This window comes from Corynebacterium sp. A21, assembly GCF_052266655.1.
In the GTDB taxonomy this organism is placed as follows: Bacteria; Actinomycetota; Actinomycetes; order Mycobacteriales; family Mycobacteriaceae; genus Corynebacterium.
Genome location: NZ_JBQPQY010000002.1, coordinates 337195 through 353324, shown reverse-complemented (window position 1 = coordinate 353324; position 16130 = coordinate 337195). Strand labels below are relative to the sequence as shown.

At 60.8% G+C, this 16130-nt stretch carries 17 protein-coding genes; 8 read left to right on the top strand and 9 right to left on the bottom strand.

Annotated elements, in window-relative coordinates; genetic code table 11:
- Positions 1-212: 212 nt before the first annotated feature.
- Entirely contained in the window at positions 213-962 is a 750-nt protein-coding gene (locus ACTU46_RS05805; RefSeq protein WP_443380273.1) for a hypothetical protein, read from the top strand.
- A gap of 276 nt (positions 963-1238) precedes the next feature.
- Here ACTU46_RS05805 and ACTU46_RS05800 read toward each other — a convergent pair whose 3' ends face one another.
- The 3 genes from ACTU46_RS05800 to xseA form a co-directional block, all read right to left on the bottom strand.
- Positions 1239-2642 carry an L-lactate permease gene (locus tag ACTU46_RS05800; RefSeq protein ID WP_443380271.1) on the bottom strand — a complete coding sequence of 468 codons (1404 nt, stop codon included), beginning with the start codon at positions 2640-2642 and terminating at the stop codon, positions 1239-1241.
- A gap of 76 nt (positions 2643-2718) precedes the next feature.
- Positions 2719-2979: an exodeoxyribonuclease VII small subunit gene (locus tag ACTU46_RS05795; protein ID WP_443380269.1), complete on the bottom strand. Its 261-nt coding sequence runs from the start codon at positions 2977-2979 to the stop codon at positions 2719-2721.
- Positions 2980-3008: 29 nt separating this feature from the next.
- Complete coding sequence (gene xseA, locus ACTU46_RS05790) at positions 3009-4250, bottom strand: exodeoxyribonuclease VII large subunit (RefSeq protein ID WP_443380268.1); 1242 nt, start codon at positions 4248-4250, stop codon at positions 3009-3011.
- A gap of 85 nt (positions 4251-4335) precedes the next feature.
- Between xseA and ACTU46_RS05785 the strand changes: the two genes are divergently transcribed.
- Positions 4336-5304 (top strand): 4-hydroxy-3-methylbut-2-enyl diphosphate reductase, encoded by a 969-nt coding sequence (locus ACTU46_RS05785; RefSeq protein WP_443380266.1) that lies wholly within the window; start codon positions 4336-4338, stop codon positions 5302-5304.
- Positions 5305-5400: 96 nt separating this feature from the next.
- Here ACTU46_RS05785 and ACTU46_RS05780 read toward each other — a convergent pair whose 3' ends face one another.
- From ACTU46_RS05780 to ACTU46_RS05770, 3 genes are read right to left on the bottom strand one after another with little or no spacing between them, the layout of a single operon-like run.
- Entirely contained in the window at positions 5401-6069 is a 669-nt protein-coding gene (locus ACTU46_RS05780; RefSeq protein ID WP_443380264.1) for a DUF6542 domain-containing protein, read from the bottom strand.
- An 11-nt stretch (positions 6070-6080) separates the two neighbouring features.
- On the bottom strand, positions 6081-7250 hold the full coding sequence (locus ACTU46_RS05775) for a DNA recombination protein RmuC (protein ID WP_443380262.1): 1170 nt from the start codon (positions 7248-7250) through the stop codon (positions 6081-6083).
- Between the two features lie 34 nt (positions 7251-7284).
- Positions 7285-8748 (bottom strand): AI-2E family transporter, encoded by a 1464-nt coding sequence (locus tag ACTU46_RS05770; RefSeq protein WP_443380411.1) that lies wholly within the window; start codon positions 8746-8748, stop codon positions 7285-7287.
- 121 nt (positions 8749-8869) lie between these two features.
- Here ACTU46_RS05770 and ychF point away from each other — a divergent pair, with 121 nt between their 5' ends.
- The 5 genes from ychF (at position 8870) to ACTU46_RS05745 (ending at position 13094) form a co-directional block, all read left to right on the top strand.
- Entirely contained in the window at positions 8870-9970 is a 1101-nt protein-coding gene (ychF, locus tag ACTU46_RS05765) for a redox-regulated ATPase YchF (protein WP_443380260.1), read from the top strand.
- 33 nt (positions 9971-10003) lie between these two features.
- The gene (locus tag ACTU46_RS05760) at positions 10004-10522 is read left to right on the top strand and encodes a hypothetical protein (RefSeq protein ID WP_443380258.1); all 519 of its coding nucleotides are present in this window, start codon (positions 10004-10006) and stop codon (positions 10520-10522) included.
- A complete protein-coding gene (locus ACTU46_RS05755; protein WP_443380256.1) occupies positions 10522-10962 on the top strand; it encodes a hypothetical protein in 441 nt (146 codons plus the stop codon). The genes ACTU46_RS05760 and ACTU46_RS05755 overlap by 1 nt, the downstream gene beginning before the upstream one ends.
- Before the next feature lie 195 nt (positions 10963-11157).
- Positions 11158-12072 carry a hypothetical protein gene (locus tag ACTU46_RS05750; protein WP_443380254.1) on the top strand — a complete coding sequence of 305 codons (915 nt, stop codon included), beginning with the start codon at positions 11158-11160 and terminating at the stop codon, positions 12070-12072.
- A gap of 11 nt (positions 12073-12083) precedes the next feature.
- Entirely contained in the window at positions 12084-13094 is a 1011-nt protein-coding gene (locus ACTU46_RS05745) for a DNA-methyltransferase (RefSeq protein ID WP_443380252.1), read from the top strand.
- Here the strand turns inward: ACTU46_RS05745 and ACTU46_RS05740 are convergent.
- Together ACTU46_RS05740 and ACTU46_RS05735 are read right to left on the bottom strand one after the other, a co-directional pair.
- On the bottom strand, positions 13057-13443 hold the full coding sequence (locus ACTU46_RS05740; protein ID WP_443380250.1) for a hypothetical protein: 387 nt from the start codon (positions 13441-13443) through the stop codon (positions 13057-13059). The two genes, ACTU46_RS05745 and ACTU46_RS05740, sit on opposite strands and share 38 nt — an antisense overlap.
- A gap of 26 nt (positions 13444-13469) precedes the next feature.
- Positions 13470-14687, bottom strand: coding sequence for a hypothetical protein (locus ACTU46_RS05735; protein WP_443380248.1), 1218 nt, complete (start codon positions 14685-14687; stop codon positions 13470-13472).
- A 186-nt stretch (positions 14688-14873) separates the two neighbouring features.
- Between ACTU46_RS05735 and ACTU46_RS05730 the strand changes: the two genes are divergently transcribed.
- The gene (locus ACTU46_RS05730; protein WP_443380246.1) at positions 14874-15347 is read left to right on the top strand and encodes a hypothetical protein; all 474 of its coding nucleotides are present in this window, start codon (positions 14874-14876) and stop codon (positions 15345-15347) included.
- Here the strand turns inward: ACTU46_RS05730 and ACTU46_RS05725 are convergent.
- A complete protein-coding gene (locus ACTU46_RS05725) occupies positions 15344-16042 on the bottom strand; it encodes a hypothetical protein (protein ID WP_443380244.1) in 699 nt (232 codons plus the stop codon). The genes ACTU46_RS05730 and ACTU46_RS05725 overlap by 4 nt on opposite strands.
- Positions 16043-16130: the final 88 nt, after the last annotated feature.

Below are 16130 nucleotides of genomic sequence, written 5' to 3'. Positions count from 1 at the left end.
TGACAAAACAGGTCAGGAACCGGATTCCTGGATCCTGCAGAGGAGGAGTTCAGCACCTTGCTTGAAGCGGTTATCGAGACTGAGCCGCTGCCGAGCGAGTAGAACTCAGCACTGAAAAGCTCCAGCCGCAACGCGGCTGGAGCTTTTTGGGGTCTCCGGGAGAATGAAACGTCGAGCCCGAGGACGCTGGGTTATGATGCAGCGTTTGAGGTTTGCAGTTTGCGTTGGGGCAGTACAATTGCCCCCAGTACACCTATAATTCCGACCTGTGTGAATTCCCTGCAAACGTCGATGATCATACAAAATATCAAGAGGTCTGCAATATGATCGAGAGCAAAGCTTGGGAGCATTTTTGCCGTCAGCAGCAAGTTGTCAACATTAAACGGGATGTTGACATCCTTGAATCTGGAGCGCTCACAGTTCTCATGAGCCGTTCCTCCGCAGCCCGGTTGAGCTATCAGGCGCTGTGGCATAGTCGCCCGGGTGATGCCGGAGTTGCTTATGATGTGGTGGCATGTCCGGGGCAATCTTCGTGGAAGATCAGTCGCGATGGAGAGGTCATCGATGATCGCTCACCCGAGTGTAAAGGAGACGTTTTCATTCCCCTAGGTCGTCTTCAGACGGGGATCCTGTCTCCCCTCTGCCTGCTGTTTTTTGGGGATATTCCGGAGGTATGGGGGTTTCCAGTGAGTTCTCCCGGTGGTTTCCTCTTTCCCCGTAGTCTCTCGATCGCCGACGGCAGATTTTATCACTTCACTAGTTTTAGCGGTGACGAAGAAGGGAAAGCTGCAGGTGAGGGGGAATATTTTGAGGTGATCATTGACCGCCACTTTTCTGTAGCGGTCTATCATGCGCGGCACGTCCAGAGGCAGGTCGATACTGTGTGGAAAATGCTGGAAGTACATGAGAACCCGCATGAAAGTCATAAGACTGGAACTAAACCTGTTCACTACAGGTGGTAACTGTAGGTTTTGATCAGCGGCTTTTATGGGTCACCTGATGGTCTAACAGAATGTCCACCTCGCTCGAGGGCCTGCGGATGCTTTCTAAATAGCGGTGGTCACCAATACCACGCTTAAGACATTGCCACCTGTTAGGACAGGATCGGAAGAAGACCCTGGATCCCAGCCGGACGACTGGATCCAGGGTCTTCGCCTATTTCTAGAGATGCCCACGGATAAGGAGAAGCCCGAGTACCGCGATCGTCGTCAAGTTCCTGCCAGATAAAGGGCGGGCGCTCAGCCAGCCAGCAGTACCGTCACCACCGAGAGCACCGCCACCAGCGCCACGCAGACGGTCAGCACCAGGCGGAAGATCGGCTGCCGATCCGGCTGGTCAGGGCAAAGGCGGACGGCCAATTCGATGCGGGAGGGGGAAGCGAGGGTCAGCAGGGAGGAGGAGACATTCTGCGCCGCGACGACTGGCAGCACCGAGGCTCCCAGGGCATTAGCCGCCTGGGCTTGTGGGCCCGCGAACATGGCGTTGGCCCCGCTATTGGATCCGGTGAGGAAGCCACCGGCGCCGCCGAGCACCGGAACCAGGAAAAGATAGACGCCGCCAAGTCCGGCGAGTGCGGTGGCGATCTGCGCCGACATCCCGGCCACGGCCATCACCACACCGAGGATGATGAACAGGCCGGTGGCGGGTCCCACATGCGCCCAGGTCCGGGTGGCGTGCACGAAGATCGGGCGCAACTCATGCCGGGTGGAACGCAGTGTGAACAACACCGCCACCGCCAACCAGAGGGCGGGGGAGCCGAGATAGCTCCAGGGGGCACTATCAATCGAGGCCAGACGCAGGGCAACCTTTACCAGGAGCACTCCGCCGAGCAGTACCCCATAGGGTGCCAGTGCCCGCCAGACGCGGGCCGAGGCGCGCATCGGCATCCCGCGGAGACGGTGCACCAAGAGGTGGATGGCGAGGGTGAAGGCGGCACCCAGAGCGCCGGCGGTGGCGGTGCCGAAGAGGATATTCGAACCCCAGATACCCACCCAGAGCAGTAGCCCGGAGGCGAATGCCAGCGCCATGCCCCGGGCACGCTCGCCGGGGGAAGCGACGATGAATACCGCGGCGATGCCGGTGCCGATGAACACCGGCAGACTCAGGATCGCGCACATCACGCCGAATTCATCGAAACCGACCTCCGCCAGCCGCGCCGCGATCAAGGTGCCCGGCCCCATCGCACCCCAGGGCACCGCGCACAGTCCGAGCAGCCCCAGCGGAGCGGCCTGCCGGCCGGCGTAACCCAGGCCGAGCAACAGCGGGACCGCGATCGCCACGCCGACTCCGAAGCCGGTCAGGGATTCTGCCATCGGGGTCACCCCATGCACCACCGCGAGCGCCGGAGCCACCCCGGTGCCCAGCCGGGAACGCAGCCAACCGGATAGCTCCATCTGATCGCCGGTACGCCGACCCGCCTCTGCGAAGGCGATGCCACCGCCGACGATCAACATCACCTCCAGCACCAGCGGCCACCAATTGTCGGCCGCGCTCAGCCCTTCCCGCCAACTCATCCCGAACCAGGCGATGGCGATGACGAGGGCAGCGACCAGTCCGAGAACCGCGGAGCGCAGCGTGGATTGGCGTGCCACCAGGGCGCCGATGACCAGGACCAGGGGAAGGAGCGCGAGGAAAAGATTCACGGACTCATGCTAGCCACCAGGGTGACAGGCCGCGGGTTAATGGAGAGGTAGTGCGACTACCCCCTTGGGCTGCAGCCTATTCTCCCGCTTCGCTCCCCTTGCCCAGGGCGTCCTCCACCCGCCGGGAGGCGTTGGCCAGGTGCTCCTCGCATCGCTTGGCCAGGGCTTCGCCGCGTTCCCAGTACTTCAGGGACTCATCCAAGCCCATCTGACCGAGCTCGAGGATCTTGACGATCTCGATGAGCTCGTCTCTGGACTGCTCATAGTTGAGTTCGCCGACCGGGGTGAAGATGTTCTCGCCGGGCAGGCCGGTGCCGAAGGAATTGGGCTGGGTCATCTGGGTGCTCTCTTTCTAGGACAAGCGTGTTAGTTGGCGGGAGTGGTGGACATGGCGGCGGCGGTGATCGAACCATCGGCCACGCGGATCCGCAGCTGACTGCCGGGCGGGGTCTGCTCGATGGTGGTCACTACCTCCGGTTCGGAGCCGTCCCGGGGAACCACCTGTACTACGGAGTAACCGCGCGCCAGGGTGGCGGCGGGCCCGAGGGTGGCCACCTGGGCGCGGAGCGAGGAAATTTCGGCGGACTCCTGAGCCAGCAAATGAGTAACATCCCGCCGGATGATCGCGAGGATCTGATCGAGCTCATCCTGGCGTCGGTTGATCGGGGTCATCGGGTCCGCCAGGATCGGCCGGGAGCGAAGCGATGCCAGCCCCTGCCGCTCCCGTTGCACCCAACCTCGCAGGGCGGCGGCCGCCCGGGCCCGGGCCTCAGCGATCAGCGCACGCTCCTCCATGACATCGGGGACCACCCGCTTGGCGGCATCCGTGGGGGTGGCGGCCCGCAGGTCGGCGACATTGTCCAGGATCGGGGTGTCGGGCTCATGTCCGATCGCGGAGACCACCGGGGTGTGGGCGGCGGCGACGGCGCGCTGCAGTGCCTCCTCAGAGAAGGGCAGTAGATCCTCGACCGAGCCGCCACCGCGGGCGATGATGATGACATCGACGCGGGGGTCGTCCTCAAGTTCTTTGAGGGCGGCGAGGATTTGCGGGACCGCATTGGCACCCTGGACGGCGGTGTTGCGGACCTCGAACTGCACCTCCGGCCACCGGTCCCGGGCCACCTCGATGACATCGCGCTCGGCGGCGGAACCTCGGCCGGTGATCAGACCGACGCGGGTCGGCAGGTAGGGCAGCCGCTTCTTGCGGGAAGGATCGAATAAACCCTCCGCAGCCAGGGACTTCCTTAACATTTCGATCCGGGCCAGCAACTCGCCGATGCCGACGGGTCGGATCTCGGTGACCCAGAGGGAGAAGCTACCGCGCCCGGCGTAGAAGGCGGGTTTTCCGTAGACCACGACCCGGTCACCATCGCGCAGGGGGGTGGGGGAGTTCCTGATCAGGGTGGTCGGGCAGGTGATCTGGACGCTGGCCTCAGCCTCGGTATCACGGAGGGTGAGGTAACTCAGCTTCCAATTCGGCTTCATGTTGACCTGGGTGAGTTGGCCCTCCACCCAGAGGTGTCCGAGGCGTTCTATCCACCCCTTGACCTTCGAATTGACCTCGCGGACCGGCCACGGGGTATCCGGAGTGCTGGGGGATTCGGACAAAGTGTTCCACCTCTCGGTGTTCGCTGCTGGAGATGTGTCTCGCCTATTCTAGGCTTTTGCTCAGACCTTGGATACTCTGGGGAGTATGAGCTCTGCTGAGAAGAAGGTCCTCCTCGCGGCCCCTCGTGGGTATTGCGCTGGAGTTGACCGTGCGGTTGAAACAGTTGAAAAGGCGCTCGAGACTTACGGGGCGCCGGTCTATGTCCGTAAGGAAATCGTCCACAACCGTTATGTCGTGGATTCCCTTGCGGAGCGAGGTGCCATTTTCGTCGAGGAAACCGATGAGGTTCCCGAGGGATCTCACCTGGTCTTTTCGGCACATGGTATCAGCCCGGAGGTCCGTAACCAGGCCAAGGCTCTGAACCTGCAGACCCTGGATGCCACCTGCCCGCTGGTGACCAAGGTCCACAATGAAGCCAAGCGCTTTGACCGCGATGGCTACCACATTCTGCTGGTCGGACATGAGGGCCACGAAGAGGTGGAGGGCACCGCCGGCGAGGCTCCGGAGATCACCCACCTGGTGGACGGACTTGAGGGCGTGGACAAGCTCCCGGACTTCCTCAGCGATGAGAAGCTGGTCTGGCTCTCCCAGACCACGCTCTCGGTCGATGAGACCATGCAGATCGTGGTCAAGCTCAAGGAGCGCTTCCCGCATCTGCAGGACCCGCCCTCCGATGACATCTGCTACGCCACCCAGAACCGTCAGGTCGCGGTCAAGGCGATCGCCCCGAATTCCGATCTCTTCCTCATCGTCGGCTCGCAGAACTCCTCGAATTCGAAGCGGATGGTCGAGGTGGCTCTGCAGTACGGCGCCAAGGCCTCCTACCTGGTTGACTTCGCCAACGAGATCGACGAGGCCTGGCTCGAGGGCGTGGAGACCGTCGGACTGTCCTCTGGTGCCTCGGTCCCGGAGATCCTGGTCCGCGGGGTGCTCGATTTCCTCGCGGAGCGTGGCTTCGCCAATGTTGAAGAGGTGACCACCGCCAGCGAGAAGATCGTTTTCTCCTTGCCGCGTGAACTGCGCCCGGCACGCATCACCTTAACGCCCCTCTGATACAGCTATAGGCACCGCGAAGACCCCCTCTCGATCCTGGTGGATCGAGAGGGGGTCTCGTTGTTTCTGCTGCGTGGGGACTCTTAGCCGGGCGAACTAGTCCCGGTAGAGATCATCACTGATGGAGCGGTTGTCGCGGTCGACATTGCGCTGCATCAGCTCCTCCACCGTCACCCGCTCGCCGGTGCGCTCAGCACGAGGCTGGCGTGGAATCCGGGTGCTGGTCTGGCGGGCCCGGTGCGCGGTGGCACGGTTGACGCGCTCAGCTTCCGCGTCTCGACGCCGCGCACTTCGGGCGGACCGCTCCCGTTCCCGCTCCCGACGGTTGAACAGCCACAGCCGGAGAAGTGCAATCGCGGCGGATCCCAGGGTCACGGTGAACAGCAACGGAAAGAACTGCAGCAGGGGAAAAATCGAGGTGACCACAGCGGTCGCGGAGAACTCGGCGTTGGAACCGGTCAGGGTCTGTGAGACAAACCAGCTGGCCACCGGGGTGACAAGGGAGAAGAGCAGGGGCAGCGCCGCCACCGTCAGGAAGAGTCCGCGTAGTTCCACCAGGAGGGCGACGGCGATACCGGCGATGGCGAAACAAGCCAGATAACCGGCCCCGATCGTTCCCATGGCCACGCTGATGACCAGGCCGGTCACCAGGGCCGCAAAGACGATGGCGATCCCCGACCAGGCAGGTAAGCCCGGAAAAGTTCCCGCGGCGGGGCGGGCGCTACCGGCGCGGGGTTTCCTGGTCTGCGGGGGAACATTCGACACGGGAAGTCATTCTAGCCGGTCGATAACCCGGGGGAAGAGTCCGCTCCGCCGTGATCAGGGTTGCCTCGCTCACTTTCTGAGCAGAGATGCTTCTCGACGCCCTCCCCGCGAGCATGCCGCGGCCTCGAGATTGCCGGCTCCAGAGGCGTTGGGTGGTGCTTGCTGCGGACCGGGATTTCCAGCTCCGCAAGTCGGCGAGCCGTCACCATCACCCGGGAATCCAGGGAGTCGAGGGTGGCGTTGTAGGCCTGTGTGGTCTTATCCAGATTCATCCCGATCTCATTGAACTGATCCGCCATCGAGTTGAGCCGGCCGTAGAGATCCTGGCCGAGCCGGTTGACCTCCCGGGCCTTGTCCGTGATCTCCTCCTGTCGCCAGCCCAGGGAAAGGGTGCGCAGCAGCGCGAAGAGGGTAGTCGGGGTGGCGAGGACGACATTGCGCTCAAAGGCGAACTCGAGCAGCTCAGGATCCGCGGAGAGCGCGGCATCCAGGAAGGGGTCCGCCGGGACGAAAAGCACCACGAACTCCGGGGTGGGGGAGAACGCTTCGGCGTAATCCCCGGCCGCCAGCTGACTCACATGATTGCGCAGCTGGTGGGCGTGGCGACGCAGAAAAGCAGACTGCTCCTCCGCATCGGAGGAGTCCATGGCATCGAGATAGGAACCGAAGGGAACCTGGGCATCGATGATGATCTGCCGCTCCCCGGCCAGGTGGACAACCAGATCCGGGCGAAGGACTCTGCCACCCAACCGGACGTGGAGCTGGGAGGAAAAATCACAGTGGCGAACCATGCCGCCCAGTTCCACCACCCGCTCCAGCTGGATTGCGCCCCATCGGCCGCGCACCTGCGGTGATCGAAGCGCCAGGACCAGATTCTCTGCCCGATCATTCAACTTCATGGCGGTGCGGGTGATGGCCTGGATCTGGGTAGCCAGGGAGGTGTTGGCGGAATGTCGATCGCGTTCTAATTCGCGAACCTGTTCGGCCAGCTCGGAGACAGCCCGATTAACCGGGTCAAGGCTGTGTTCGAGACTCCGCTCGAAGTGTTCGGTGTTGGTTCGCTGTAGTTGCACCGGATCAACCGGGTCGGTGCCGAGGTCTCGTTCAGCCAGGTTCCCCCGCGCTAACCAGCCGATGATCGCTCCGACGGCCAGCCCGAGGAGGAGATAGACAATGCCCATGCCACCAGCATTCCAGATGGGGCGGACACGGGGTTTATTTGTGTCCCTCTCTTCCGAACAAACGTGTGAGAGTGCTGGTGGCTTCATTGAGCCTGACGAGTAGGTTGGTGGCCTCGTCCTGGTTCACCGGGGGCTGATCCATGCGTTGGTCGGAAACCACCACCGGCGGGTCCTCCCGCTTAGCACGCATCCGTTTGCCCGCCTCTTCGGTGTAGCGGCCGGTCCAGATGCCCGCATTGGTGGCGAAGTCGATGTCAGCGGTCTTGCGCTCACCGGAGCGAAGCATGGCCATGTCCTGGACGTACCGGAATCCCACGGCGATCATCGCGGCCACCGGGACCGCGAGGAAGGCGCCGATGATATTGAACAGGCCGCCGCCGACGGTCACCGAGATCAGGATGATCACCGGGTGCAGATCCATCGCCTTGGACTGCAGAATCGGGGAGAGGATATTGCCCTCCAGCTGCTGCACCGCCAGGATGAGGATCAACGTCAGCACCGCTTCGGTAAAGCCCAGTGAGACCAGGGCGATTAGCACGGAGAAGGCGCCGGCGGTGATCGCGCCGATATAGGGGATGAAGCCCGCGATGAAGGTGATCACGGCCAAAGCCAGCGCCATGGGCACCCCGATGAGTGCGAGGCCCACGCCGATGAAGATGGCATCCACAAAGGAGACTGCGGCCTGCGCCCGGATGAATCCACCCAGGGTGTTCCAGGCGCGGGTGAGCAGCTCCGTGCCATGCCGGCCCACCCGACGTCCCGTTGCCCGACGCAGCCACGGGAGGAAGCGGTGGCCATCCTTGAGGAAGAAGAAGATCAGCACGATCATGATACCGAGCGTGACCAGTAGTGATGTAGCGGTACTGAAACCACTGAAAATACCGCCGGCGATGGTGCCGGCCTGATCCTGCAACCAGCTCGCAGCCTGGTTGACCACGTCATCGAGATCTGCGGAATCCAGGTTCAGCGGTGGACCCTGCAGCCAGAGCCGGAGCTGTTGGATGCCATCAAAGCCCTGGTAGTAGAGCGTCTGGGACTGCCTGGCCACATCCGGCGCGATAATCAGGAATAACCCCACCACCACGCCCAGCGCGCCGAGCATGGTGGTCAACGCTGCCAGGGAACTGGGCCACCGGTGGCGGCGTAGCCAGCCGGCAGCCGGGGCAAGCACGGTGCACAGCAACAGTGCGAGGACGACCGGAAGGATGCCGGCCCAGAACTGCTTCAGCAGGAACCAGGCACCATAAGCCGCGATGGCGATGACCAGCAGCCGCAAGCACCACATGGCGACGACCCGGAGGCCCTCATCGAAGACCCGGGAACGGTCGATCTGATCGGGATATCCACCGGAATCCTCGGAATCCAGGTCGGAGAACTGACCGGAGGCGTCCAGGTCACCGGGTGGCACAGATCTTTCAATGTTTTCAGGAGATTTGGCATCCGAAGACGAGGCCTCCCCGGCGGGTTTTCCACCGGTGGTGCTGCTGACGTCCGGGATGCCGTCGGCTGCTTGCTCAGGCTGTTCACTCACACCATCTATCTTGCCTGATGCCCCGGACTTCGGTGCTGCAGCACCACCGCGAACCTGCTGTGAGGTTGAGTTGCTAGGATCAGGACTCGTGAGCCTAACTCTTGGAATCGTCGGTCTGCCCAATGTGGGCAAGTCCACCCTGTTCAATGCCCTGACCCGGAACGACGTTCTCGCCGCGAACTACCCCTTCGCGACGATCGAACCCAACATCGGTCTGGTCGAGCTGCCCGATGAGCGACTGAGTCGTCTGGCCGAGATCTACGGCTCGGAGCGCATCCTCCCGGCAACCGTCTCCTTCGTCGACATCGCCGGCATTGTCAAGGGCGCCTCGGAGGGCGAAGGCATGGGTAATGCCTTCCTCGCGAACATCCGCGACGCCGACGCCATCTGCCAGGTCGTCCGCGCCTTCTCCGATGAAAACGTCATCCACGTCGAAGGCAAGGTCGACCCGACCACCGACATCTCCGTGATCAACCTCGAGCTGATCCTCGCCGACCTGCAGACCATTGAAAAGGCACTGCCGCGTCTGGAGAAGGAAGCCCGCAAGGACAAGTCCCTGGCCGACACCGTCGAAGCCACGAAGCAGGCCAAGGACATCCTCGAAGATGACCGCACCCTCTTCTCCGCAGCCAAGGCCGGCGAGATCGACCTCGCGCCGCTGCGCGATTTGCACCTGATGACTGCCAAGCCCTTCCTCTACGTCTTCAACTCCGACGAGGCAGTGCTTACCGACGACGCGAAGAAGGACGAGCTCCGCGCCCTCGTCGCCCCAGCAGACTGCGTCTTCCTCGACGCCCAGACCGAAACCGAGCTGCTCGAGCTCGAGGCGGAAGAAGCAGCCGAGCTGCTCGACTCCGTCGGCCAGACCGAGCCAGGCCTGTACTCCCTGGCCCGCGCCGGATTCGAGACCCTTGGCCTGCAGACCTACCTCACCGCAGGTCCGAAGGAAACCCGCGCCTGGACCATCCGCAAGGGCGACACCGCCCCGCAGGCCGCCGGTGTGATCCACACCGACTTCGAGCGCGGCTTCATCAAGGCGGAGATCATCTCCTTCGAAGACCTTGATGAGACCGGCTCCGTTGCCGAAGCCAAGGCCAAGGGCAAGGTCCGACAGGAAGGCAAGGACTATGTGATGGTTGACGGTGATGTGGTGGAGTTTAAGTTTAATGTAACCTCTGGCAATAAATAGAAGGTGGGGGTATTACTCAGCTAAGGGTGTGGAGTGGGAAAAGCTGATCTAGAAGGCGAAAAGACGTTTCACCTGAGCGTGGCACAAACAGTAGGCCTCATTGTTTGCGTTGTTTTGCTCGTTCTATCCGTGGTGTATGGACTTTACTTCGGAGACCAGCACGGAAGATGGTGGTTGATTCTTTCTACGCTGATCCAGATAGTGTCACCTATTGTTGTCACTTTGATCTTGGTCCCTAAAGGGAAAAGTGAAGATTATTCCACCGTCGCCACGATGGCAGTCGATCGGCTCTATGACCTTTACCGTGCCCAAGATGCCTTGGCCGACAGTCTCGGGGAGCTGTCCTCTCGGGAGAGTCGGGCAGAACTAGAATTTGCTGTCGCGGTCAGTCAAAGGGACCTTCGAGAACAGAAAAAATTAACAGAAAGCAGCATTGGTCTTTGGTCTGAAATCAGTGAAAAAGCGGCGAGAAGTGTGCTCGACCGGCATAAGGCGAATGCACAGATTCTAGCGGAAATGGAAGCCGAGTTAGGGAAGAAGGCGGAAAACTGATGGCCACCGAGATTAGAGGCGCAGTCGCTAAAATTCTAAGCGACCAAGAATTGGTAATTAACAAGGGTACGAACGACGGCATTAAAGAAGGGGACTATGTAGCAGTTCTTCCCTTCGCCCCGGAAACTGTGGAAGATCCTGTTTCAGGTGATGAGCTGGGGCACCTGTACCGCTTTAAGGCGGCACTAAGAGTAACCCAAGTATCAGCTTCCCTAGCTATTGCTTCGACATATAAGCTTCGCTCTGTAAAGGTCGGGGGGCAGGGCATGGGCGCATTGGGAATTAGTTTCCAACCTCCGAAATGGATAGATGAAGTAGAGTCGTTTGATTTTGATGACTCTGCTGATGTTAGTGATTCACAATCAAGCGATGCGTTACGGGTCGGCGACGAGTTTGTAGTCGTACCGAAGAGGACTGCGGACGCCGGTAATATGCTTTAATCCTGAAGTTATATTCATGCATTAATCAGTGCCGGAGATAAATTTCTCAAATATCTTTTCCGGCTTTTAAGTGGAATGAGAAATGACTCAATTCGAAGCAGTAGAGTTTAAGTTTAATGTAACCTCTGGGAGCAAATAGGCGGGCGGGCCCGCTGTCGATCGGGTGTCATTGAGTGTCAAGGCGGAGGAGTAGGGATGTCAGAAGGACTATGGCGGCCACTTGGCATCGATTCTGATGATGCGATCGCCGAGTATGACGCTTTACATGACGGAGTTACCGTCTGGATGAAGGAGGCCCTCTGGCGATGGGTTAGGGAGGGACTTACTGAGTATCGCGCTAGCTATGACAGAAAGTCGCGATTCAGATTTCTTGATGAAACATTCACGGAGAAAATGTGTCAGCGTCTCCAGATATCCTTTCCAAATCTGAGATCCGCAAGCCAGGATTACAGCGTTGGCAAAGACCAGATTGCCAGAGCTATGTCGATATTGCGGACAAAAGATGACGGCCTCCAGATTGCGGATTACATATTGGCTCATAAGCCTGACGTCAGAGAGACGGATCTCGATGAGCTCCTCGACCTGAGCAAGTCTGCCTGGACAGTAGGCGAGCGAGCTGGCAAGCCAGGGCTCGTCCGACGCGTTCCTCTAGGCGTTCAGCTGGGCGCTCAGAACGTCATGGACAGGGCTGGTCGGGCCGGGGTGCATCTGGCTACGGCCTGGGGACATCTCTACGGTCTAGATCCAGACCCGAGCGCCGCATACCGCTTCGCCATTCTTGCGGTCGAAGATGCGACGATTCCGGTCGTTTGCCCTAACAATGATAGGGCTACGTTGGGCGTCGTGGCTAGGGATTTGGCGGCTCAAGGCGATTGGCATTTGCCGATGACCCGAGAAGACACTCGCTCCCCATCAAAAGATGTCGTGCTTGGAATGATCCGCGTCTTATGGTCCGGGCAGCATGACAGGCATGCGGGGCAGCCGTCGACCCCGGGAAACGTCGATGCTCAGGAAGCAGCCGTCGCAGTCAGCCTTGCAACCAGCCTTGTGCAGCTGTTCGACGCAGGCTTGGTGAAACGGAATCTCGATGATACGAACCGGGGGAGTTAGTGAGTTCGGCTATGGACAGTGAGTCAATTTATATACTTAGCGAGGATAATCCTATGGAAGGCCTTTTCGAGGTGCCAAAGAAGGACATTCGCGTCGTCGAGGATTTGTCCCAGAACTCTGATTTTGTCACGGTGGGTGCTGGTGAGTTTCGGGCCCAGGTTGTCGCACCCGAGGGTACGATCTTTCAGGGTGATTCCATTGCTTGGCTGAAGTCGTTGGAGACGGGGTCCGTTGATTTAATCTTCGCTGACCCGCCCTACAACATTAAGAAGGCTGACTGGGATAACTTTGCGTCCCAGGAAATATACATCGAGTGGTGTATGCAGTGGATCGTGGAGGCTAGCCGGGTGCTGACCCCCACCGGAAGCCTGTACATCTGCGGCTTTTCTGAGATCCTTGCCGACGTGAAACACCCAGCAACCAAGTATTTTGCGGCCTGCCGGTGGCTGGTATGGCACTACAAGAATAAGGCGAATCTTGGCAGCGACTGGGGTCGCTCGCACGAGTCAATTTTGCACTTCAGAAAGTCGAAGAAGCAGAAGCTTCATTCTATCGATTATTTGCGCATCCCTTATGGGGCTCACACTCTAAAATATCCGAGTCACCCCCAAGCAGAGACGTCTGCGTACGGGAAGGGACAAGGTAAGCGTGATGATTGGCAGCCGCACCCGATGGGTGCGAAAGCCAAGGACGTTATCACCATCCCGACCACGTGCAACGGGATGAACGAGAAAACTCCACATCCGACCCAAAAGCCGGAAGAGCTGGTTAGGAAATTCATTTTCGCGGTTTCTGAACCGGGTGACGTGGTGCTGGACCCGTTCTCTGGGTCGGGGACTACTGCCGTGGTAGCTGCGCAGCTCGGACGACGCTTCCTAGCGTGCGATCTTGATGCTGAGCACAACTCGTGGGCGGCTGGGCGGCTGACCAAGCTTATTGAGAGGTCTGAGCAGGAGTGGTTCGATTTTGATCGGGCTAACGCTGTCAAGCCCCGGTCACCTCATCTTCTGACGTCGGGGTGACGTCGAGCCAGATGCGGTGGTCGATGCCAACCGCGCCTGGCTCCCAGTGATTCTGGCCCGGGTGGGTGCTCATCCAGACGCGGCCGACGTGCGCCACGATGTCGCAATGGAGGTACATTTTCTGGTGCAGCGTGCCCGGGTTTGCCCAGGTAGCGGGCCCGCCGTCGGTCCCGGCGGGGTTCTCGATGGCGCCGCTGTCGCGCAGCTCGGAGATGATCTCGGCCTGGCCGGCATGCTCGGCACGGCGCTGCCGGCGACGGGCATCCTCAGTGCCGAGCCAGCGGCGAAGCTCGGCAAACGAGCCGTCGGTGAGCTCGGTGATCTGGGTCTGGATGGTGGTCAGTGGCATGCTGAGTTCCTTTGCTCTAAGGGGTGTTAGGGGTAATTGAGGTAGGCGATGATGTCGTTGGGGCCGCTGATGATCGAGATTTGGCCGAAGCCTTCCACGATTCCGAATTCCGCATAGGTGAAATATCCGCCCGGCCCCGCCTTGACCTCGGCGCTCACCTCTAGACCGCTGAGGCTAAGGATCATCGTCTCCCCAGCAGGCATCAGGCCCTGAGGATCAACGGCGGTCAGCCGCACGAAGCTGGTGAGGTGCGGGGGTTCGGCGGAGGCCTGCCCCGATACGTCGATAACCTGGGGCAGTCTGCCGGTGAGGTAGGTGAGTAAGGTCTTGGAATTTCCGTCGGAAAAATCCACGCCGAGCAGGAGCTCGCCGGGATGCAAGCCGGATATGGGGAACACGTCGGTGACGGCCACGCCCTCGAACTGTCCGGGTGGACCCGGCTCTCCGTCCTGTCCATCGACACCATCCTGGCCGGCAGCGGCAACGCCGGTGTCGGCGTTGCCGATCCACCAGTTGCCATTCTCGCCGATGTTCGGCGTCAGGTCATTTAGCCCGTCCTGGCCGTCAGTGCCGTCGACACCCGCTGGTCCTCGGGGGACGATGACGACGGTGCCGTCTGAAAAACTGACGCGGACACCCTCGGTCACCTCTTCGGTATTCGTAACAGTGACTGAATGGCCAGGTGTTCCAGGGCCACCGTCCTTACCCCTTGGGAGGGGTAGTTCGGAGGTTTCACCGTCGGAATAGGCGATGACGGCCACGCCGTCGCTGTCCTCGTTGGTGATGGATGCGATGCCTCGACCCGGAGCTCCATCTAGTCCGTCGGCCCCATCGACTCCATCGCGGCCGGGTGCTCCATCAGCGCCAGGCGGCCCCTCGATGATGATGCCGGAGGCTAGCCCACCATCAATCTCTGCCGGCACGTAGGCCGAGAGATCGACCACGGCACCGCCGGGTAGTTGGTTGAGCAGGTAAATCTCATCGCTAAGGTCGTCGAAGAAGGAGATGCGCACCTCGACATGCCAACCCCGCTGCACGATATTTTCATCGTCGGTGCTCGGCACCTCGGTGGCCAGGCTGGGGGAGCCATTGGCGCGGCTGAGCTGACCGGAGGAGATGCGGCCGGCGGGATATATCTCAGCGCCAGCAAGGTCGGACAGCCGGTGGGAGAGGTTGGCTTCCCACCAGCCAGGTAGCGGGCCATGGTCGTTGTCTCGGTAAGTTCCAGTAATTGTCGTAGCCACGGTCCCTCCTCAGGGTCGGGAATGAAAAATACCCCGAGCCCGCAGGGGCTTGGGGTGATGGAGTTGGATCTTTTTTTCAAGTATCGCTGCTGACCACGGGGTACCGGTGATGTTCGAGCCCGCATGTCCTACCCCCACGGAGGTAAAGACATAGGCTAAATATGAGAATTATGTAATCATATAATAATGACTATCTCACGAAAGATCCTCGTCAGCGTGACCGCTGCCGCCCTCGCGATCTCCGGCACCGCCGTCGCCCACGCCCAGTCCTCGCTCTCCAGCCTGTCCTCCAGCTCCGCAGTCGCCCCGACTCCGACTCCGAAGGTCGAGGATTTGTCAGGCGTTTGGGTGCAGAAGGGCACGTCTGGCGAGGATAATTGGATGGAGGCCGTCATCGATCAAGACACGATCTCGATCGATTGGGTCTCGGGCGGCGGCGATACGCATGCGATTTACTGGATTGGAACCTTCGACTCCGAGCTGGGCGGTAACGGCGCATCATTCCTCTCGGAGCGGGATATCGAGGCGACGGCCGGGGCTTGGCTGGCGTCAATGGACACCAGTAAAGAGTTCAGCTTTGAGAATGGCGAGCTGAGCTTCAGCCGGTCCGTAATGGGGATCACGACGACGATCCGGATGGAGAAGCTGGAAAGCTCCTAGGGGCTTTCCGGCGCAGCAATGCGAGCCTCCAGCGCGTCCTGCTTGGCGATGATTTCGCGTAGCAGGGTGAGAGTGAAAGCATCAGGCATGCGGTCATAGGCCAGCGCTGCCGGCGCACCCTCAGCATCGCGGAGAATGACGGGCTCCAGCGAGCCGCCGTGCGCCTCGGAGACCCGCACCACGTCCTCTACCGTGAAGCCGACCTGGCGCTTTTCAGTGCCAGGATCAGCCTCGACCGCACCCCTATCCCGCCAGGTGATCGGCGTGACCTCCAGCATCGCGTGGGCTGCGGCGTGCTCCAACGTCTCGCGGTCCAGCTTGTTGACCTGCGAAGATGATGCCGACACGAGTTGCCCGAGTCCATCGCGGGAGATGGCCGAGCCGGCCGAAGTAGGGGTCGCGATGGCCGGTGCCCAGAGGGAGGCGCCGCCGATGGTTACCGAGCCAGAAAAGCTCTCGGCCCCGAAATAGGAAAACCACGCGCCGTTCTTTTTGGTACCAAGATAGGCAGACATCGAGGTGCCGATATCGCTGACCAGCTGATTTTCGGCTGCATGGCCGTTGGTTCCTGGCGAGCTGGCCGAGGCCACCACCTCATTCGCGCTGACAGCCAGAGACGCATCTCGGGTGGCTGGGAGGGGGTACTGGTTTCCGCCGGGCTTGCTATGCGAGATTTCCGTGGCGGTGTAATCCACGTGGACGGCTGAATAGCCGCGCTGCCCATGCTGGCCCGATGCAATATTTAGCGACCGACCGCCCTGATTATCTGAGCCTGTCAGATCG